Consider the following 18,738-nt stretch of genomic DNA (forward strand, 5'->3'; position numbering starts at 1 on the left):
AAGCATTCCGCCTCCGGCGGATGCTTTATAAATTTGCCCTCCGGGCAAATTTATAAAGCTGCGTGCCTCCGGCACGAATTGACGGTGTTTCAGAGTTTTACGGTCGAGGACTGCTCGGAAATGGAATTCCATTCCATTTCGGGCGTTTCAGGGATTCTCCGAATTCCCTGAAACGGGAAGGGAGTTGAGACTGTATTCCGTGGAGGACAGGAACTCCCGGAATACCGGGAAGGGTTGGTCCCTCCGGGCCCAACCCGGCCGGGCCGGTGCGGGGGTGAGGGGTTGTCAGGGGGTGTGTGAGGAGTTGTGGGCACCCTCCGGGCACCCACAAGCACCCAGCTGCCGCCGGCACAGCGCTCCGAGATGGCGCGACGCCCCGCGCCGTCGCGCAACACACACTAGGCCGCCCCAATTCCCGAAGCCGCCGCCGACCACGCCCCGCCCCCATTCCTCACTCTCCTTCAACCGGCGCGGGAAAAGTGGCAGCAGAGGGGATGTCAAACCCCTGACCATGCCCGGAACCTCTGGTTGACCTGCGGATACTTCACCCTTCCCTAAGGTGCTTGCGCAACAGATGCTGCAAGAGCAGGCGCAGGAGCAACCGCAAGAGATGCTGCAGGTTGGGCGTTTCGGGTACTCCCCGCCCTCGAAGAGTGTATTATTGATTTTATATTCAGGCGGCAACCTGACTGAGTCTCAATCACCAACCCGAGGAGCTCCCTTGAACACCGAAGCCGTTGAGGCGGTAAGCCGACTCACGATCTACATTGGTGGAGAGCACGAGACCAATGAATCCATCGGTCTGACGCTCATTCCCCTTCTCAAAATCCCGACGGCCATCATCGAATTCAGGCACCCTATCGGCGTGCGTGTTTGGTGGGAAGGGTGGTGCGAGGCCGCCGAAATGCTCGACAAGATTTTTCCTGAGCAGGTCGACGCAGGCGAATTACGTGAGCCCGAACTCACCATCAATTCGTTTGTGATTCTGGACGACGCGCCCCGTCGCGCCAGGATCCGAGCCCGCAGCGCGGCAGTGAGCCCCGACGGGATCGGCGCACTGTCTGTCACCGTCGGAGGTCTGACAATCGCGTGCGCGTCGCGAAACGCGGTCGAGTGCCAGGTTCGCGGGTGGCGTCAGGCTTACGACATGTTCGCCCGAGACGGAGGGTTCGGGCTGCCGTCCGCGGACGAGGTGGCCGCGCGGGTACAAGCCGACCACGCCCTCCACGGGGTCAACGAGCTGTCAACGGCCGCCGAGGAACAGCGGGCAGGCAGGAGGCAGTGACGACCAGGGTGGGGCGACCGCCGGCGCCCCACCCTCCCGGAGCCACAAGAGAGAGGGAACACCATGACTGTCCGAGGACCGATCAGCCAGGGGCAGCGGGTGCGGATCGAGCGCCGCCCCACCCGGAGCCTGGCCACCTACGCCCGCCCGAGGACCGCGCTCCGGCCCGCCCCGTGGCCGGAGGTATGGGAAGGCACGGTGTTGCAAGTGGCCTACGAGGACGACGAGTTGACCGACGTCGAGATCTACGGCAAGCGCGAGAGTACCGGCGAGACCAAGCGCGTCTCTTTCAGCCTCGCCCGCAACACGTTCTTTCGTACGACGGTGACGCCGGCGAAGTCGTCGTAACTCGCCATGTCCGGGCGGTGATTGGGGGTTGAGATCCCCCAGAAAGAGAGTATTATTGATTCTGAGAGTGAGCGGCAACTCACTCGCCACCAACTCAACAACCCGAGGCAGGGGAACGATGAGCGAGTACGACGACCATGTACGACACAGCCTTGAGGGTCAGAACGTCGACCCGGGCGAGGACCTCCGCATGGACGCGATGCGGTGGACGCCCGCGCCCGACAGCAATACCGTGACGGCCGAGGAGATCCACGCCTCCGCCGAAAAGGCCCACGCGCTGCTCGACCGCGCAGCCAACGCGTACCTGTCCCTTCTGAACGCCGTTCTCGGCGACGGGACACACCACATGGTGGCCAGCGCCACCACACCGCACGGCGACGTCACCGAAGGCCAGGAACTCACCGTGATGGGTGACGCCCTGATCATCAACGAGGCCACATCCATGCGGGTGTGTGCAGTGATCGCGGCTGGCATGGTCGGGTGCGCCACCGGCGGACTGGTCGTGCGCACCTTCCACCCCGACGGGTCGGAGTTCGTACGCGGCTGGGGGGTCCGGAACTTGTGGCTTCACCCGCTCACCGCGCAGGACATCCGGCAGGCGTACACCGTCGACACCGAAACCGGCGCACCGGTCGCGCCGGAACCGGGCGTTGAGTACCGGCAGGCCGAGCAAGTGCCCTGCCCGGAGGCGGAGGCGAGCACCAGCCGCACCACGCCCCCGGACAACCGGCCTCCGAACCGCCGCAACTGAGCACCACCCCGCCGGGCCGGTCGTCCGACCGGCCCGGCGGGAACGTCCCCTCTGCCTCCCCACTGCCCTGCCTCCCGGTGTGAGCGGCAACTCACCCGGCACCAACTCACGGTGGAGTGACTCGACATGACCGCGAACCTGTCCCCCGCCGGCAGCACGTGCGCCCCTGCCCAGGAGTCGGCCCCGACCCCTGCCGAGGTGCCGGCGCCCACCGCCCCGACGGCCGATCTGCCCCGCAACCTGGTCCGGCTCACCGCCCGCGCGGAAGCGGCCGGATGGACGACCAGCGTCGAGACGCAGTGCGGACACTGCGCGCTGCTGCTCACCGCCCCCCAGACGCCCAGGGAAACCGTCCTGCGGTGTGTGTGGAGGCTCACCGCCCGGGGCTACCGCTGGGACGGTGCCACCCTGGCCCGCAACGGCCAGCAGGCCGCCGAGGGCATCGCGTGGCGCGCTCTGGGGAACCACCTGGTGGCTGCCGTGGCTCCCACCGCCCGCACGGCGCCGGTCCTGTCTGCCTACGGCGAGCGGGGCGCCTCCCCCGTCACGGCGGAGGTCGTCTCAGCATCCATCGCTGCCACCCCGGCGGGCGAGGTCCCCGTCATGCTGCGTCCGTGGATCAGGACCACGGTCCCGCTGGAGCTGTACCCGTCGCGGTTCGTCGGGCGCGACTACGTCGGCGCTGACTGCCTGCTGACGCCCAAAGGCGACGACGCCGCCCCACACAGTCAGCCGGTCCTGTCGGTGCTCCCCTCCGACTACCTCACATCGAACGCCGCTTACCTCGAAGATCTCGCCGCGTACGCCGTGACGGAGGGACGCACCTCCGCGGAGGGGGCCGCGTTCGCCCGGTGGGTGATCTCGTCCGAGATCCTGACGTTCGGGGTGTACGACTCGGCGTATGAGCAGTGGGTGCGGTCGCTCGCCTGCACCATGACCGCCCGCTCCGCGGTGCTCACGTACACACGGATGAACGGCGCCGCGCTCCGCCTGGAGTGCGGTTGCGGGCAGCGTCACCCAGGTCGCCCGTGGGAGGGCGTCACGGTGTGGAATGACGAGGAGTGCCACTATCCCAGCTCCAGCGCCGTCCCCCTGGACCGAGTCGCCGACCTGGTCACCGCACGCGGGTACCAGGTTGCGGGTGAGTGGTCGCACGGCGACGTTGTCCGCCGGGTGACCATCGAGCCGACCGCTCTTCCCAGCTCGGTGACGACGCCGACCGTGACCGCAGCGGACGCCCCTCCGTCCGACCCGGGAACGGCCGAGGTGTGGGAGTCCGACAGCGGAGCCTGCCCCGGAGTCGAGCCGCCCCTCGGCCCCGAGCCCGGACCGACCGCCACCACCGGCCCTCAGGAGCCCGAGCCGACCGGCGACGCCCCTGGGGCCCCCGCGGCCGCCGCTCCGTCGCCGGACGAGGTGGCCGAGCTGTCGAGGAATGCGCGGACGCTGGTCGGGGCAGCGACAGCGAACGGGTGGGACGTGACCGTCACGACCAGCATCATGCAGGGCAGCTACGTACGCGCGGTTGAGGTGTCCGGCTCGTTCCCGGTGCGCGCCGGCACCCAGGAGTTCACCGCCCGGTGCATGTGGGACGGCGCCCGCTACTGGGGGTCCGCCTCGCAGCGCAACAGCCGCCACGGCGCGGCATTCCGTGAAGTGCTCGCGTGGGTACGCGACGTCCGCGCGGTCAACCGCGCGGACGAGGAGAGCGGACGGACCGTGTGGGGACGGAACGCGGCCGAATGGCGCCGCCAGCTCGGCGACGCCGTCACCAAGATTGCCGAGGCAGCAGCCGAAACACGGTTCGAGCACGGCCAGGTGACCGGCACCGCCGCCGAGTGCGCCGGGGCAGCTCTGGCCGCCGCCGAGCAGGCACACCGGGATGCGGTCGACGCCCTCACCCGGGCCCAGCGCGGCTACCGGAAGTCCTGGGGCGAGGACGCCCGACCGCTTGCGGCGCAGCGGGATGCGGGCAAGCAGGTGCGCGCCGCCCTGGAGCAGGTCAAGGACGCACCGCGCGCGGCCCGGGCCGAGGCGCTCGCCCTGGTGGCGATCGCCGAAGGCGAGCGCGAGTTGCAGACCCAGGAGGAAGCATGGCGGGCACGGCTTGCAGCCCAAGGGCGGGAGGCCACCGCCGCCGCGTACGGGCGGCCCATCCAGATGTTCGAGGACCCCCAGCGCTCGTGGGTGGCCTGGCACGCCGAGCACGGGCGCGCCGGCGAACCCTTCCACGAGGCTTACGACCGGTGGACCGAGGAGCGGCACAGCAAGGGACACCGCTCCGCGTACACCTGCGTGTACCTGACCGCCCACAACGCCCCGAAGTCCGCGCGCGGAGCACTCGCCGTCGGCACCGCCACCGCCGGAGAAAAGGGCGAACTGCCGCGGTAGGACGTCTCGTCACCTGGTCCCTGGCATTGGATCAGTGATCTGTTCAGGTCGCGGAAGAGCTCTCCCACGTCGACCCCCGATACGTCGGCCAAGGCGAACACCTTGTCAAGCGAAGCGTTGCGCCCACCGCCCTCGACTTGGGCCTAGAGTTTCGAGCGGCTTTCAGCAGGGTGATGCCTGCGTAGGGAGCGTCACGATGCGAAGGCCCGTGATGTAGGTCGGCGGCACGAAGTAGCTGGGCTGATAGTTGAACAGCGCGCCGATGCGGCGGAGTTGGTCGACCGTGGTGCTCTGCGGGGGTGTTGTGGTGGTGGTCTGGTCGAGACCTAGCTGGGTGACGGTGAGGAGAAAACGGGTCTGGGTCGGCCACCCGGCTGGGGCGGTGGAATTGAGGGTGCGGACGATCTGCTGGTAGAGCTGCGTTGCTGGAGCGCCGAGGGTCAACTCAAGGCTGCGCAGGAGCTGTCCGAGCCGTTCGCTGCCGTGACAGCTCAGATCACGGTCAACGATGTCGCGTAGGAGGTTTGCAGCTGCCACTGCATCGTGGCTTGAGCGGGCGGAGGCCAGGGCGCTGAGGAGTGGATCGGGAGCAATGCTGGCGGCGAGGTCATCGAGCATGCCGGATGCCAGCGCCGTACCGCCGCTCTGTAGGAGGCGCTCGAACGTGCCCCGCGCGGACGCGTGGGTGTGCGTCGTGCCCAGTTGGGTGGCTTGGTGGTCGAGTTGGGCGGCCAAGGCGCTGTCACCTGCGGTGCGAAGGCACATGGAGAGCATCAGCAAGCTCGAGGCTTGCTGGGGAAGGTCGCCGCAGTCCACCGCGTGCTTGATGCTGCTTTCCATGAGGATCATCGCGTGACTGAGGTTGTTGCGAGCCAAAGCGTGGAAGGCCTGGTTGTAGTTGATCCCGGCCATTCTGCGTGTCTTCTCTATCCCGGGAAGGGCTCGGAGGATTTGCGCGGCCGAGTCGAGGGCCCGTTCGGCGGCGGATACGTTCCCGGCGCGTAGGTAGACGATGGAGGCGTTCTGGCGGATCCCGGCGCGCAGCAGAATCTGCTCGGCCTGTGCCTGCTCGCGCCAGGTGATGTTGCGAAGGGCAGCGAACTGATCGCAGCGGTCCATGGCCTCGTCGGCTCGCCGCAGGTCGTCTAGAGCCAGCTGCCCGGTTCCTTCTTCCTTGCCGAGTAGCGCCCACGCTGCGGGCGTAGACGCGATGTGCCTGACGTCTTGTTCGAACCGTGGCAAGGCCAGGCGGATTTCGGCGCGCATGGTGGCGGCGGCTTCGAGGTCTCCCCGCAAGCGCAGTAGCTGTGTGAGGACGAGTGCCGCCGTCGGGGGAAAGACCAGCGTGGCGACGAGCCAGTCCCGGACGTGGTCGACCAGACGCTGTGCGTCGTCCGGCTGCGGGTTTCCGGTGGACCTGGCTCCGATCAGGTCCAGCAACTGGTATTCCTCCACTGCGACGTCTGCGCCTCGCTGGGCGAGGGCGTCCAGGAACGCGGAGGCTCCTGCGGTCAGCTGTGAGCCGGGGCGCACGATCCAGGTGACCCGCTTCGGCAGGGCGTCATGGGCGATGAGTCCCAGGTAGTCATGGTTGACCGCGAAGTCGTCGCCGGAGAAGCCTAGGACGAGCAAGTGACCATCGTGGCAGGCGGCAGCCAGCGAGGATTGCGTGCTCGGGCTGAGACCACGCCCTTTGTCGAGCAGGAGGTCGATCATCGATGCCGGTTGCTGTACACAGCCGTGAATCTTGTGGATGGCAGGCCTACCGTCCACCGGGATACCCACGGCCGGTCGGCCGGGAACCCTGACCAGCACGTCGAGCCCGGCGTCCTTGCAGGCCTGCTCCAAGAGCGTGTCGAAGTTGGTCGTGACAATGCAGTGGCAGCGTCCCTCGCTGATCAGTTCAGCTATCGCCCGGTGTACGGCGTTCGGGGTGTCACTGTCCAGGATGCTTAGGATGTCCAGCCAGCCGCGGCCTGCGAAGGCATCAGAGAGGACTTGGCTGAAGGACACGATCGACACGTCCTGCACGCTGACGGCTGCCGCCGCCGCTTGAGCAGACGTCGAATCCAGCACGTGGGCCAGTGCCAAGTCCCTGATGCCATCGAGAGCTGCGGCATTCAGCCCGTACCACGAAGGGACGGATGACGGCGGCACGCTGGAGACACCGCTTCCGCAGAGCAGAACCACGGGCTCAGAAGTCTTGTGGGCGAGTGTTTGTAAGGGAGTTGGCGTGCCGCTGGTGGAAACCATGGGGGTCCTCGCGGAGAGCGGCGATCAAGATAATGGTCACCATGACTCTAAATCGGACCAGAATTCTCGTCAAGGTGACGATTGGAAGGCGGGGACAGCTAAGCCTCGCGAGCGTTCTTAGCCAGCGACAGGCGGTCTCCGATCCGTCAGCGCTGTCGATTGGCGTCAACCCTCTTGTCCCCCGGCTCCCGCCCAGGCACCGGCACCAACTCGCCGCCGGCCAACCGAAGAACGGACTGCACCGCCGGCTTCAGCCCTGCTCCTAACGAGCCTGGTCTTGCGGCAGGCGCGGCAGAGCGTCGGCGAGCGGCTTCAGAGCCGCATCCAGCAGGTCGGACTGCCGGGCGTGCCGGCTGGGCCGCAGCCGCATGACGTGGAAGATGTGGTCGCGCGACTGCGACGCCTGGGTCCCCGCCGGCCGACGGACGGGATTCGTATGCGCTCCGTGCCGGCACTGGCGGGAGCGGGCGGCCGGTGCTGTCGCTGCGGACGGGACGAACTGGCACTGCGCGACGATCGCTGCCGCAGCTGCCACCCCTACCGCCCCTGGGACGCTGTGTGCCCCGCCTCCCGGCGGGCTACGCAGCTGGTGATCGACCTGCCGATGGGCAGGGGCGGCCAGCTCGAGGCGTTCCCGGTCGACGACGACCGAGGACCGGAACACTGCGAGGACCGGGCCGTCCTGCCCACGAGCCCCGGACAGCAACCGCTGTTCAACATCCGGCGGGATTAGGTCCCCGTGCTGGCCCACTTGCGCGCTATGCCCCGCGGCGAGCCGCCGTTGGACGAGCCGGCGCGGCACCTGCTTGAGGAGTTCACCCGTCACCGACCGCGCCAGCGGACGGACTACCAGAAGAACACGCGCGCGCTGACGATCCTCCTGTATTGGCTTGGCGCCGAGACGGCCGTCTTCGAACACGACGTACACGACCTGGCCCGCATCGACGTGAACCTCGCCACCAAGCCGGCCTGCCAGTTCCTGCGTGCCCGGGGGCTGCTGGTGGATGACCCCGAACTGCATCGGGACGCGGACGAGATGTGGCTCGAGTCGGTCCTCACCGCGCTTCCGGAACCGGTCGCGACCGAAGTGCGCACGTGGGTGGAGGTCCTGCGCGAGCAGGGCCGACGCGAAGGAAAGCCGCGCGGGTACGACGGCATCCGTCGCTACCTCGCCCGTCTCCAGCCGGTCCTCACCCACTGGACCGCGACGGTCGGAGCGAGCTCGCTGCGCCAGATCACGAGGGACCACGTCGACGACGCCGTGGCGGAGTTGTCCGGCATGACCCGCCGAAGTCTTGCCACCGTCCTGCGCAGTCTGTTCCGCGCGCTCAAGAGCCGGCGGGTGATCTTCCAGAATCCGGCCCGTGACCTCCCCGTCGGCGACCTCACCGGCCTCCCGAAGTCCATCCCCTCCGACCGCCTGATGGGCCTGCTCGACCAGGCCAGGACACCGCTCGGCCGGCTCGTCGTAGCATTGGCCGCCATCCACGCCCTGCCCGGCAGCGAGATCCGGACCCCCTGCACTCCAGTTGCCTCGACCTGTCCCGCGGCACCCTGGAAGTACGGCGGGGCCTGCTGCGGCACACCCTCTACCTGGAGGAGCTCACCAACCAGCTCGCCGCGGACTGGAGCACCTACCGCCGCCGGTGGCCGGCCTCGGCCAATCCCCACCTCTTGGTCAGCCAGAAGACCGCGGTTGACCCGGACCACCCGGCGGTCAACATCGGGCTTCTCCATGGAGTCCTCCCTCATGGGCTGACGCTGAGCGGTCTGCGCCAGGACCGCATCCTCAATGAGACGGCCGAATGCGCCGACCCGCTCCGGCTGATGCGCCTGTTCGGCATCACCAAGCAGACCGCCATGCCCTACGTCGGCACCGCCTGCCCGGAGCGCACCGCGAAACTGCCCAGGTAGCGGGCCCACCCTGAGCCCGCTACCGCAGCTAAATCCCGTGACCGGGTGGCAACGGGTCCGGCATCATCCCCATGTGATTGTGATGCAAGCCGTTCTGGAGACTTTCGCTGCCGACGACTTTTCGCTCTGGCCGGTTGGCGAGCACGAGTCGCACGGCTGCCTCGTTCTGGACCGGAAGCTAACTCCGGCGGAGGTCGGCACAGCCGTTATGCGAATCGCCGGCTGCAACGACTTCGAGCCGGAGGAAGAGCACGGGCCGTGCCCGACCGACCCGCTCGGCACATTCCTGCACGGGCTGCTCACCATGCCTGATCTGTTCGCCGCCGGCGGGTTCCGGGTGACCGACAACGCCACCGACACCGTCTTCGTCGAGCCGGGCTGCTGCAACGGCCTGGAGACCTGGCGGGACTGGCTGGAGGTACTCGACGGCAGCGGCTGCTCCTACTTCGGCCACGATCCGTCCTCGGTGGCCGAACGCGTTGGCGACATCGTCCGGCTGACGCTCGACGCCCACGGGACGGACGGCGGCCCGGTGATCGAGCTATCGGTTGACCAGGTACGCACGCTCGTCGCCGGCGCCCAGCAGGACTTGCAGGACTTCCTCAGCCTTGCCGGAACCTGGGCTGAACAACACCTGCCGGCACATGCCGCCGCCGTCACTGCCGCCCTGGCACGGGCACTGAACCTGGCGCCCACACAATGACCAGCTTCCTGACCCACCGAGCGCACGTGCATGACGCCCGCCTCCCCCTCCGTCGCCGGCACAGCGCGCTGCGGACCTGCATCACCCTCTTTGCGCCGTACGGCTTCCGGGCGACGTACCACCACCTCACCTCAGCGCCGCGATCCCCCGGCGGCTGAAGGCGGATCCGGACGCGCTGGTGCGGGCGGTGGAGGAACTGCATGAGGCGCGGGTGCTGTGGCTCGCGCGGGCGGAGGAGTACGCCGCGCAACGCCGGGCGGAGAAGCGGGCCGGGCGACGGACTGTACCCGAGCCACGACCTTGGTGGCTGCGGAGCAACTGGGACGGCCCGGACCATGCCTGGCACCAAGACCCGCTTCGCCACCCGTCGCTGCGGCTGTCTGCGTACGTCCGGCGGCAGAACGCGCTCCTGGACGGTGCCGAGCTCCCAGGGTGTCCGGCCTGCGGCGACGAAGGGCCGCCGCAGCTGAGCTCGACCGGGCACGGCTGGATCGAGCGGTGCCGTGAGTGCGCGTGGGTGCTGGCGCCATGTCCGTGCGGGCAGCGGCACCGGTTCGTGCCGGAGATCCCGTTCAGCTGGAAAAGGATCTGGCAGCGGGCGCACATGAGCGATGACGGCATGCCCAACCCACACTGGCCTGCGGGCTAGCCAGTTGGATGCGGCACGGCGAACGCTCGGAAAATCAGATTCCGTCAGCTAAGCCGGAACCCGCGCATGGGACCGCTGCAGCCATCAACTGGCACGCAGGTTCCGGCATACCAACGTTCAGGATTCCGGGAACCCCGCGCCCTTCAACCCGCGCGATGTCCAAGGTCCGCAACGGCGAACGCGGCCGCAGCGGGGTCGAACGGCGCTTGGTCGCCCTCGTGAACGCGCGCGAGCCGGGCCGGGCCGCACTTCGAACGGGAGTGGAGGGTGACTTCGTGGCGGGGTGTGCGCCGACGAGATTGACAGCCATCCATCGAGAGCGTCATATTGATTACGCGAAACAGCGGTAAAAAATGGTGGGCGGCGGAAGGCACCCTCTCACGAGGGTGTCGACCCAGGGCGGCAACCCCGGCCGAACGTCCCGCCGACCACCTTCACCAACCCATCTCGCTTGCCGGTGCGTGAGCACCAGAGGAACAAGAGGAGCAGGCCCTCAGTATATGGCCGCGGTCCGGACCGGAGAGTGCAATGTCCAAGCCCCTGAACCCGCAGCGTCGCGTCGTCGGCGACCGTCCCGTGGTCAACCGCGACTGGATCCGCGAGTTCACCGGCGCCAGCCTCGGCACCGCGGCCCGTTGGTACAAGGTGCGCGACGAGCAGCCCAAGGAGCAGCGCCACCCGGAGAAGGAACGCATCGACGGGACCGACTTCTACGACGAGGAGCAGTTCCGCGCCTTCTACACCTGGTTCCAGCAGGACAAGGCGAGCAAGGTCCTCAAGGCCGACCCCGAGCTGTACGAGCTCGATCCCGAGACCGTCGTCTCCATCAACAAGGCTGCCGAGTTGCTGAACTTCAACGGACCCTCGGTAATCCGCAAGTACCGGCGGGACAACGCCGACTACTTCCCGGACTCCGTCGGCGAGGTTGAGGGGCCCACCGGCCGGATGATCCCCGGCTTCCGTGCCGGAGACCTGCAGGACTTCGACCGCAAGCGCACCGGCGACAAGCTCGGCAGGGCCGGCCGCCGTCCCGGGCCACAGGCCGAGGCGCCTGTCGGCCGGCCCTCCGCCCTCGAGGAGGTTCTCGCAGCCGAGCTGAACGCCCGCGCCGGGAGTGAGCCGCTCACAGCCACCCAGCTCGCCGAGCAGTACGCCACCGAGGCGATCGAGCGCGACGGCCACCACCCGGGCCTGGCCGCGGAGCTCAGCGTGCAGTACGGCGGTCCTCAGAGGTCCTGGGAGTACGTCGTCCGCAACGCACTTGAGCACCGCCCCGCGGCTGCGCCGGCCCGCTCGGAGGCCGACCGGCGGGCGGCCATCGCCCTGGCCGCCCTGCGCGAGCGCGGCGACGTCCGAGGACTTGCCGCCTCCCTCGCCCGCGAGCACGGCGGCAGCCCCGACGTCTGGTCCCGCGCGGTGAACGCGGCGCGCGGTCTCACCGACCCCACCACCTGATCACCCCGACCCGCCAGAGGACGATCCCCGATGCCCAGCTATCAGCTTCGCGACACCGCCACCGGCCAGGTCCTCACCCGCGACCTGGCCGACTACGCCGCGGCTGAAGCCGCCCTGGACCGCCTCGACGACAAGCTGGAACACGACCTCGCAGCCAACGGCGAAGGCGCCGGACACATCCGGCTGCGCCTCGACGTCGAGAAGGTCACCGCCGGCACCACGGAGGCCGTCGGACACCACGTACTCCTCCTCGGCGTCGACGACTACACCGACCCTCTGCCCGCGCTGTAGCCGACGGAGCTTGCCCACGCCCCGCGATAGGCCGCCCAAAAAGCCGGTGCCTCGCTCCCACACACTGCGCCGCGCCGCCTCACAGCTCAGGCGAGGGTCCGCCGGCCGCCGCCAGGACGATCGCCATGCCCGGACGCAGACTGGGCACATCGCTGGGGCGTAATGCGGCCCGTGTCCTGGCCAGCAGGATGTCGCCGCCTGCACCGCCGCTACGAACGCAAGCCCGAGTACTTCCTCGGCTTCGTCGGTATCGCTGCCACCCTCATCTGTCAGTTGTGCGGAGCGCGGCCCGCCGCGACGAGAAGGGCCAGGACCACGGGCGTGGACGACAAGCACATGCAGATCGGCGAAGTCGCTGCGCGGACGGAGCTGTCCCTGCGCACCATCCGACACTACGAGGAGACCGGCCTGGTCACCCCGTCCGCCCGCTCCCAGGGCGGCTTCCGCCTCTACACCAAGACCGATGTCGCCCGCCTCATGGTCATCCGCCGCATGAAGCCGCTCGGCTTCACCCTCGACCAGATGCGCGACCTGCTGGAGGCCACCGCCCGCCTCGACAACGAGCCCGACCTCGACACCGGTGAGCGGGAGGCCCTGCTCGACCGCGTGCGGGAGTACGAGCAGGCCGCCACCGAGCAGGTCAACAAGCTCCGCGTCCAACTGGCCCGCGCTGAGGACTTCGCCGCCACCCTGGGCGCCCGCCTGGAGCAGAGCGTTCAAGCCGCCCGCCCCTGAAACCGCAGCGTCACTCCTGAGCCGGTGCCGCCTCCCCCTGTGGGCGGCGCCGGCCGGGCACCGTCGCCGCCGTGGCGGTCAGGTCCAGCTCCAGGCGGCTGTTCATGTGATCGGTGCGCAGCACGGTGGCGAGCTCAGCCTTCAGCTGAAGCTCTTGTACCGAGGTCCCCACCAGGCGTCACTCGGGGCACGTTTTGGGTTCCATGGCCTTCCCTGCCCCCGGTGAAGGCGTTCACGCTCCGCGGGAACGACGGGTGCGCGAGGTTGATGTCGCACTTCCACAACACCACTTGGCTGCTGCCGAAGCGCAGTTGGCCTGCGGTGATGCCAGAGCGCTCGGTGTCCAACCTCGGGACGTCGTCCGGACAGAGGTCCGAAAGACGGTTGGCGGAAGAGATACGGTGGCCAGCGCAGAACGGGCAGCCCCGGCCGCGGCCGTCGTTCGGCCAGCGGTGGTCTTCGGCCTCCGAGCAGACCCGGATACCGTCAGCATGATTCGTGATCAAGCACGCACCCTCAATGTCCTGCACGAGCCCTCGACAGGGCACTGCGCCATGGCCTCATGCAGGGCCCTTCAGTGCCACACGCTGGACAAGGCTTGCTACGCCTCGGCGTGGACGATGGTGTCAGAACCTTCTGCGGCAACAACGCGGATGCCTTCCTCTTCGTCGCAGAGCAGTGATGCGTGGCGCACACGCATCTCCCACTTCGGCGGCCAACGGGTCGTGTCGTCCCAGAGGATCCCTTCCAGCAGCAGCCCGTCCAGCTGGGCGTTCGTGAGATCCGCGCCGACGAAGTCGTTGCTGGCCTGCTCAACGTCGGTGACAGCCTTCGCCAGAGCAGTCGCCTCTTCGCAGCCGCGAGCCAGATCGTCTATCAGGTCCTGGGCGATTGCGTTGACCCCGAACAGGTATGAGCGGCCAGCGGTTTCAAGAGCCCCGATGGTTGGGGCGAGTTCGTCGTCCAAAAGTTCCCGGATGCTGTGGAGTTCACCGATGAGCCGTTCAGCAGGGTTGGCGAGTGCTTCCTCCACAGCGCCGAGGTAGTCCAGGCGGGCAGGAGACTGCGGGCACCGGTTCGACTCCGGCAGTTGAGACATGCCCTCGAGATGGCCCCGCAGATTGTCCAGCACGGTGTCGCCATGGCCCATCGGTTGTGTGGTGTCACTCAGAAGGTCACACAAGTCCTGGACCATGCGGACTGCAGCCCGCATGGCTTCGGCCAGGTCACGGGGCCAGTAGAGGTGTACCAGCCGCAAGGCTTCCTCACGGTGTTTGACACGGATGGCGGCGGGGCGGTGTGACAAGGCTCCCCGCTCCGTCAGATGGGCTTGGAGCATGGTGTTGCGCTGGGCCAGGGCGTCGCAGACGTCCCTGGAGAGGCGACGGTTGACGCTGGTCCCCAAAGTGCGGTGCGTCACGGCCAGGAGGCGGTCCAAGGCGAGATCCGGGAAGCGCAGTTCGGGCGGCCCCCCGAGGGCATTAAGGCGGTCGTTCACGGCGATGCCGAGCTGGTCGTGGACTGCTGTCAGCAAGGCTTCGAGGTCGTCAGTGTGGCGACGGTCGGCCCCGTCGGTGCCGCAGGAATCGTTGCCGGTCATGCCTTCCCCCTCTCGTTGACGAAGCGTCCTTCCAGGTGCAGGCCCTGCTTCAGGGCCGCTCGAGCGCGCGCAAGGTTTTGGCGGACGGCTGCCTGCGTGGTGCCCATAGCCCGCGCGCTCTCCTCCGTAGTGAAGCCGTCCAGGTGCCAGGCCATGGCGGCGCGCTGCTTGGCCGGCAGCTGCAACAGTAAGGAGATCACTCGGCGTTGTTCTTCTCCGAGTTCGGCGGCGTAGGTCGGGGTGTGCCAACGCAGGCTCGTCTGCGGTTCCGGCAGATCCGCGCATGTTTCTTCGAGTTTTACCTGCTGGCTCACCCAGGACCGCCAAGCGACGGTGCGCAGCCAGGCGCGGGGGTAGCTGATGGAGACGCCGGGGGCGCACATCTGGGTGAAGGCGTCCTGGGCGGCGTCCTGGGCTTCGGTCCAGGACGCCCCGTGCAGGAGCAAGAAGCGTACGAGTGCCGGGTACTGCTCGTCATGGAGTACGCCGGCGAGATGGATGCCTGGTTGCGGGTCGGTAGTCCTCTCGAGGGGCTCGGCTAGATGGAGGTCAGTGCTGAGGGCGTCCTCCACGGTCATCACCCCCGGCACAGCCGTTTGGAGCCGCGTCAGAACAGCGGGAGGCGGGGTAGGAAGCCGAGGCGGCCGGTGAGGTCAGGCAGCGGAGCCGGTCGGTGTGTGCGGCCTCCGTGATGAGCGTCCTCTCCACGGACGCCTTCACCTTCCCCTGAGCGATTCCCACTATGCCGTTAACGACACTGACTGCCACGGTTACCACCGCTCCCACGATCACAGGCTCCATGCCGCACTCTTCCCTTTGCGAACGAGCACCCGGTTCTGCCGCGTGCACCACAACAGTGCTGATTTCTAGGCCAGTTGTGACATCTGGCTGGTCACGCGGGTGGAGCACAGCATCGAGGGCTCCCCAGGCGCGTCACGCGTCCGGTACGGGCGACCCCCCGTACTCTCAGTTCCGGAACCGGCCCCGGTATCGCCCTGGCGGGTTGGGCTACCCGTGGGCCCGCACCAAGCCCGTGCGTGCGCACACCGTGGCCTGGTGTCTACCGGATCACTGCGGCCTTGGTCGCGATAACGGCGCAGGCGAGGGTGGGGACGGCAGCGAACGCCCTGGCGGCGCGCACGAGTACAGCCGGGATCGTGGCGCCGTCGACGCGGGTGAGGATCCCTGCTGCGGTGGCGGCCAGCCTGGCCAGGACCGTGACGAGCGCAGCTGTGAGGAGAACAAGAGCGACGGTCACGGCAGACTCTCCTGGACGGGCGGGTGTTGACGTGACTGTTGTCCCGGAATCGGCGTACGCCAGAGTCCGCCTGGACGATGATGAACACTGGCGGCCACCGAACCCTGGGGGTGCGGATGCAGGAGGAGCAGACGGGGTCTGAGCAGGCGTTGGCGGAACTGCGGCGCCGACTTGAGGACGGCGTGGCCCAGGCCCGGTTGAGCAAAGCGCAGCTGTCCGTGAGGGCCAGGCTTGCGCGTACCACCGTGGAAAAGGCGTTGCGGGCCGGTGCTCCTGTGCCGTCTGCGGTGACGGTTGCGGCACTGGCCCGCGTGCTGAAGCTGCCGGTGGAGGAACTTCTGGGGCTGCTGCGTCGCGCTACCGTGGCCGCTGGTCCAGACGCCGGGGATGTCTCAGGGCCGGGGCGGCCGCTGTCGGAGTGAGACCCACACAACCTGGAGGTCCACCCCGCCGGCCCCGCGGCGGGATGCGGAGCCGACGGGATATGTGCCGCGGGAGCACCACGAGGCGCTGGCAGGGGCGGGAAGGTGCCGCGGGCTGCAGCCGGATGGTGGTGCTGGTCGGCACGTCCTCGACGGGCAAGACGAGGTCCTGACGAGGTCCTGCTGGCAGGCCGTCCCGTCCAGTCGCCGACGATCTCGGCCGACGGCTGTGGCACCCCTTCGCCCCCGCCCGGGCCGACGCCGCCTGGCTGCCCTGTGCAGGAAGTGGCGCTCTGTGTGCCGCCGGGCCGTCCGCGCGGGAGGACGCGATGAACAGCTCATCCGCCCCGCGCGGCGCGGCGGCTACTGCCGGACCGAGCACCCCGGCAGGGCCGTCCGCTGCACCGACCCGTGGGTCATCCCCAAAAGACGGCAAGAGCGGGCACCAGCACCCGTACAGCAAGACCGGTTGCGGCTGACGCCTGCCATGACCCCATCGCTGCCACCCATCTCTACGATGGCGATGAGGACGCCGTCATGCGGATGCTCATCACCGAGCAGGCGTTCGCCGTCCTGCTCGTCGGCAGACGCTCAAGACCATCACTGTGCTGCAGATCAGCTACCTCGGCTGACAGCCGAATCAGCAGAGAACACAAAGCCCCGCCTCCTTCCCGAGGCGGGGCTCCACTGCATACGGCGCCGGGCTACCGATACCAGTACTTGACGCCCCGATGATGCGAGCATGTACCCCGGAAATGGGCGCTGTACGAGTAAGTGCCGTCCTTGCACTTCGCCATAGCCCCACGCGGATGCGAACTGTTCGCCCGGCACACGCCCGTCGTGTGGTGCGCACACGACGCAGCCGCAGCCGACGTAGCCGTTGCAACCGGCGCCAGAAGCGCCCCGGCGACAGCGAGCGCAGCCAGCCCCGCCCTGAACCTGGTGAGCATGATGTCCCCCTCTTGATTTCCGAGGTTGATCGTTCCAGGCGTGAGCGATCGCCGGGCCGACGGCAGGACGAGGTCACCCGAAAGGCGGAACGGGGCGCGTTCTGATAGGGATTGGCCGAAGTGTGCGGTAAGCCGCAGATGCCTCGCTGGACCGCTTCGGGAACTGTGTCAGCCAGCTGGGCGCGGCTTGTCATCGCTCCGGTTGGCTTTGTTGGTGAGTAGCGAGAGCGTTTGTCGCCCCGGCTCGAGAACACCCGCCGGCGAGCAAGACGATGTCGCTGAGATTCAGCAGCACCTGACTACTTGACTCGTGATGGCTGCCGTCGCTGTTCTGGCGGGGGTGGCTGCCGGTCCCGGCAGCGCGCCCCTTACGGTCGGCCCATGCACGATCAGCGAGACCAGGGCGTCGGCCAGCCGGAGCCCAGTCAGCCCGCCCCGGTTGCTGACATGACTGGTGGGGCCACGGAGGCCGAAGCGGTGGTTTTCGTGTGTGCGGCATGTGGAGTCCCCCTGACGGGGCCACTCACACCGCTGCCCGCGGTTCCCGAGGCTCCGTACTACGCATGGTGGGAGGCTGATAAGCCGGGTCCGTCACCTTCGACCGTGCCATCGGGCTGCTATGCGATCGAGACGGAGCCGTATGGCGCGCCCCTAGTGGTCGCCGAGGCGCCTGGGCCGGCGATGCCACGTCGCGGGACAATGACGAACGTACACGGGCAGGCGTTGGTGTCGCGGGGCCCGCGAGGCAACATCGTCATCAACCCGGGCGACGCCCGCGGCCTGGAGCTTCAGCATGCATCCGCCGCCTGCTGCGGAGCCACCCCGGACGGCGGAATGAACCAGTTGTGCGCCTGCGGCACCCTCGTCGCGACCTTGTGCTCCGACTGCTGCCTGCCATACGAACTCCACCTCTCATCCGGCCACGTCCGCGCCGTTTGCCGCTGAGTCGGTTGCGGGTCGCTGCTGCTTCTCACCGACATTTCAACGTCTGCCCGGCATCTGCTGATGCCGAGGACCCCGATAGGTGCTGCTAGATCTCACCTACGCAGCCATCCGGTAGTGCAACAGCGCGTACGTGGAACAGAGGTCCTCAGTCATGTGCGGCTCAGCCGGCATCCGGCAACTCGACAACCGGCGGCTCATCGTCCTGACGCTCCGACCGCCGTTTGTTCTCCACCCGCAACGCCGTCAACCACGGCCACAGATCCGGCAACTCCTGCCCAGCGCACGCCAGACGGTGTTCGACCCGGCAACGCTGCTCCGCCACCGGCGGACACACCGCGTACACCGTCACCCGACCATCCGACACCGTGATCCACCGATGCTCAGCCGGCACCAGATGGGCCAGCACCGTCACGCCCGGCTCCAGCAGCACCCAGTCCTGCTCCAACGTCGGCACCCGATCCTGCGGCAACCCGCAGACCGGACACGTGAACATCCGCCGGCGGCCCAATCGCCGCGGCCCCTCCTCGACAACCCCCATACACCGAGCCTGCAGGCCCGTCAGATGCGGCACACGGCGCCAACCGGACGGGAGCCCTGCGCACCGGTGGACAGCACACGGCACGCGAGGCAACCCGTGCCAGCCGCAATCCCACTCAACGCACCAGCGACGGCCGGGCGAGCCATCTGGACAACGCCACCGCAGCCACCTCTTGAGTGCCGCACCGCCCCGGCTACGCCCACATGCTGTCGCGAGTCGTCATCGACGGCCAGTAGCCCACCCGCCTCAC

18 protein-coding genes and 1 pseudogene are annotated in these 18,738 nt (G+C 68.2%); 12 read left to right on the top strand and 7 right to left on the bottom strand.

Annotation, left to right across the window (positions count from 1 at the left end; all coding sequences use genetic code 11):
• Positions 1-721: 721 nt before the first annotated feature.
• The 4 genes from N4G66_RS43320 (at position 722) to N4G66_RS43335 (ending at position 4,775) form a co-directional block, all read left to right on the top strand.
• Entirely contained in the window at positions 722-1,285 is a 564-nt protein-coding gene (locus N4G66_RS43320) for a hypothetical protein (protein ID WP_261709829.1), read from the top strand.
• A 63-nt stretch (positions 1,286-1,348) separates the two neighbouring features.
• Entirely contained in the window at positions 1,349-1,633 is a 285-nt protein-coding gene (locus tag N4G66_RS43325) for a hypothetical protein (protein WP_261709830.1), read from the top strand.
• A gap of 118 nt (positions 1,634-1,751) precedes the next feature.
• Entirely contained in the window at positions 1,752-2,384 is a 633-nt protein-coding gene (locus N4G66_RS43330) for a hypothetical protein (RefSeq protein ID WP_261709831.1), read from the top strand.
• 126 nt (positions 2,385-2,510) lie between these two features.
• On the top strand, positions 2,511-4,775 hold the full coding sequence (locus N4G66_RS43335) for a hypothetical protein (protein ID WP_261709832.1): 2,265 nt from the start codon (positions 2,511-2,513) through the stop codon (positions 4,773-4,775).
• A gap of 162 nt (positions 4,776-4,937) precedes the next feature.
• On the opposite strand, the gene N4G66_RS43340 is transcribed toward N4G66_RS43335, so the two are convergent.
• Positions 4,938-7,028 (bottom strand): SIR2 family protein, encoded by a 2,091-nt coding sequence (locus tag N4G66_RS43340; RefSeq protein ID WP_261709833.1) that lies wholly within the window; start codon positions 7,026-7,028, stop codon positions 4,938-4,940.
• Between the two features lie 436 nt (positions 7,029-7,464).
• On the opposite strand from N4G66_RS43340, the gene N4G66_RS43345 reads away from it, so the two are divergent.
• The 7 genes and pseudogenes from N4G66_RS43345 (at position 7,465) to N4G66_RS43375 (ending at position 12,775) form a co-directional block, all read left to right on the top strand.
• Positions 7,465-7,761: a hypothetical protein gene (locus tag N4G66_RS43345; RefSeq protein WP_261709834.1), complete on the top strand. Its 297-nt coding sequence runs from the start codon at positions 7,465-7,467 to the stop codon at positions 7,759-7,761.
• A 27-nt stretch (positions 7,762-7,788) separates the two neighbouring features.
• Positions 7,789-8,787: a hypothetical protein gene (locus N4G66_RS43350; protein ID WP_261709835.1), complete on the top strand. Its 999-nt coding sequence runs from the start codon at positions 7,789-7,791 to the stop codon at positions 8,785-8,787.
• Between the two features lie 237 nt (positions 8,788-9,024).
• The gene (locus tag N4G66_RS43355) at positions 9,025-9,645 is read left to right on the top strand and encodes a hypothetical protein (protein ID WP_261709845.1); all 621 of its coding nucleotides are present in this window, start codon (positions 9,025-9,027) and stop codon (positions 9,643-9,645) included.
• Positions 9,646-10,822: 1,177 nt separating this feature from the next.
• Positions 10,823-11,749 carry a hypothetical protein gene (locus N4G66_RS43360; protein WP_261709836.1) on the top strand — a complete coding sequence of 309 codons (927 nt, stop codon included), beginning with the start codon at positions 10,823-10,825 and terminating at the stop codon, positions 11,747-11,749.
• A gap of 30 nt (positions 11,750-11,779) precedes the next feature.
• Positions 11,780-12,040, top strand: a complete 261-nt coding sequence (locus tag N4G66_RS43365) for a hypothetical protein (RefSeq protein ID WP_261709837.1) — start codon at positions 11,780-11,782, stop codon at positions 12,038-12,040.
• A gap of 147 nt (positions 12,041-12,187) precedes the next feature.
• Positions 12,188-12,310 (top strand): annotated as a pseudogene (locus N4G66_RS43370) (IS5/IS1182 family transposase); the annotation flags it as partial.
• A gap of 51 nt (positions 12,311-12,361) precedes the next feature.
• Positions 12,362-12,775, top strand: coding sequence for a MerR family transcriptional regulator (locus N4G66_RS43375; protein WP_261709846.1), 414 nt, complete (start codon positions 12,362-12,364; stop codon positions 12,773-12,775).
• Positions 12,776-12,785: 10 nt separating this feature from the next.
• On the opposite strand, the gene N4G66_RS43380 is transcribed toward N4G66_RS43375, so the two are convergent.
• The 4 genes from N4G66_RS43380 to N4G66_RS43395 all read right to left on the bottom strand — a co-directional run bounded on the left by N4G66_RS43380 (position 12,786) and on the right by N4G66_RS43395 (position 15,633).
• Positions 12,786-12,947, bottom strand: a complete 162-nt coding sequence (locus N4G66_RS43380) for a hypothetical protein (protein ID WP_261709838.1) — start codon at positions 12,945-12,947, stop codon at positions 12,786-12,788.
• Positions 12,948-13,376: 429 nt separating this feature from the next.
• The gene (locus N4G66_RS43385) at positions 13,377-14,375 is read right to left on the bottom strand and encodes a hypothetical protein (RefSeq protein WP_261709839.1); all 999 of its coding nucleotides are present in this window, start codon (positions 14,373-14,375) and stop codon (positions 13,377-13,379) included.
• Positions 14,372-14,947 (bottom strand): RNA polymerase sigma factor, encoded by a 576-nt coding sequence (locus tag N4G66_RS43390; RefSeq protein ID WP_391858985.1) that lies wholly within the window; start codon positions 14,945-14,947, stop codon positions 14,372-14,374. The genes N4G66_RS43385 and N4G66_RS43390 overlap by 4 nt, the downstream gene beginning before the upstream one ends.
• A 488-nt stretch (positions 14,948-15,435) precedes the next feature.
• Positions 15,436-15,633, bottom strand: coding sequence for a hypothetical protein (locus N4G66_RS43395; RefSeq protein ID WP_261709841.1), 198 nt, complete (start codon positions 15,631-15,633; stop codon positions 15,436-15,438).
• A 116-nt stretch (positions 15,634-15,749) separates the two neighbouring features.
• Between N4G66_RS43395 and N4G66_RS43400 the strand changes: the two genes are divergently transcribed.
• Positions 15,750-16,055 carry a hypothetical protein gene (locus tag N4G66_RS43400; RefSeq protein WP_261709842.1) on the top strand — a complete coding sequence of 102 codons (306 nt, stop codon included), beginning with the start codon at positions 15,750-15,752 and terminating at the stop codon, positions 16,053-16,055.
• Between the two features lie 704 nt (positions 16,056-16,759).
• Here the strand turns inward: N4G66_RS43400 and N4G66_RS43405 are convergent.
• Both N4G66_RS43405 and N4G66_RS43410 read right to left on the bottom strand, forming a co-directional pair.
• Complete coding sequence (locus tag N4G66_RS43405; protein ID WP_261709843.1) at positions 16,760-17,005, bottom strand: DUF3761 domain-containing protein; 246 nt, start codon at positions 17,003-17,005, stop codon at positions 16,760-16,762.
• A 1,105-nt stretch (positions 17,006-18,110) separates the two neighbouring features.
• On the bottom strand, positions 18,111-18,488 hold the full coding sequence (locus tag N4G66_RS43410) for a DUF6083 domain-containing protein (RefSeq protein ID WP_261709844.1): 378 nt from the start codon (positions 18,486-18,488) through the stop codon (positions 18,111-18,113).
• Positions 18,489-18,738: the final 250 nt, after the last annotated feature.

The organism is Streptomyces rhizosphaerihabitans (genome assembly GCF_025399795.1).
Taxonomy (GTDB): Bacteria; Actinomycetota; Actinomycetes; order Streptomycetales; family Streptomycetaceae; genus Streptomyces; species Streptomyces rhizosphaerihabitans.

Excerpts from the sequence above, each read along its gene's own strand:
- N4G66_RS43325 (WP_261709830.1), top strand. The coding sequence starts at position 1,349 with ATGACTGTCCGAGGACCGATCAGCCAGGGGCAGCGGGTGCGGATCGAG.
- N4G66_RS43330 (WP_261709831.1), top strand. The coding sequence starts at position 1,752 with ATGAGCGAGTACGACGACCATGTACGACACAGCCTTGAGGGTCAGAAC.
- N4G66_RS43335 (WP_261709832.1), top strand. The coding sequence starts at position 2,511 with ATGACCGCGAACCTGTCCCCCGCCGGCAGCACGTGCGCCCCTGCCCAG.
- N4G66_RS43340 (WP_261709833.1), bottom strand. The coding sequence starts at position 7,028 with ATGGTTTCCACCAGCGGCACGCCAACTCCCTTACAAACACTCGCCCAC.
- N4G66_RS43345 (WP_261709834.1), top strand. The coding sequence starts at position 7,465 with ATGCGCTCCGTGCCGGCACTGGCGGGAGCGGGCGGCCGGTGCTGTCGC.
- N4G66_RS43350 (WP_261709835.1), top strand. The coding sequence starts at position 7,789 with ATGCCCCGCGGCGAGCCGCCGTTGGACGAGCCGGCGCGGCACCTGCTT.
- N4G66_RS43355 (WP_261709845.1), top strand. The coding sequence starts at position 9,025 with ATGCAAGCCGTTCTGGAGACTTTCGCTGCCGACGACTTTTCGCTCTGG.
- N4G66_RS43360 (WP_261709836.1), top strand. The coding sequence starts at position 10,823 with ATGTCCAAGCCCCTGAACCCGCAGCGTCGCGTCGTCGGCGACCGTCCC.
- N4G66_RS43365 (WP_261709837.1), top strand. The coding sequence starts at position 11,780 with ATGCCCAGCTATCAGCTTCGCGACACCGCCACCGGCCAGGTCCTCACC.
- N4G66_RS43385 (WP_261709839.1), bottom strand. The coding sequence starts at position 14,375 with ATGACCGGCAACGATTCCTGCGGCACCGACGGGGCCGACCGTCGCCAC.
- N4G66_RS43400 (WP_261709842.1), top strand. The coding sequence starts at position 15,750 with ATGCAGGAGGAGCAGACGGGGTCTGAGCAGGCGTTGGCGGAACTGCGG.
- N4G66_RS43405 (WP_261709843.1), bottom strand. The coding sequence starts at position 17,005 with ATGCTCACCAGGTTCAGGGCGGGGCTGGCTGCGCTCGCTGTCGCCGGG.
- N4G66_RS43410 (WP_261709844.1), bottom strand. The coding sequence starts at position 18,488 with ATGGGGGTTGTCGAGGAGGGGCCGCGGCGATTGGGCCGCCGGCGGATG.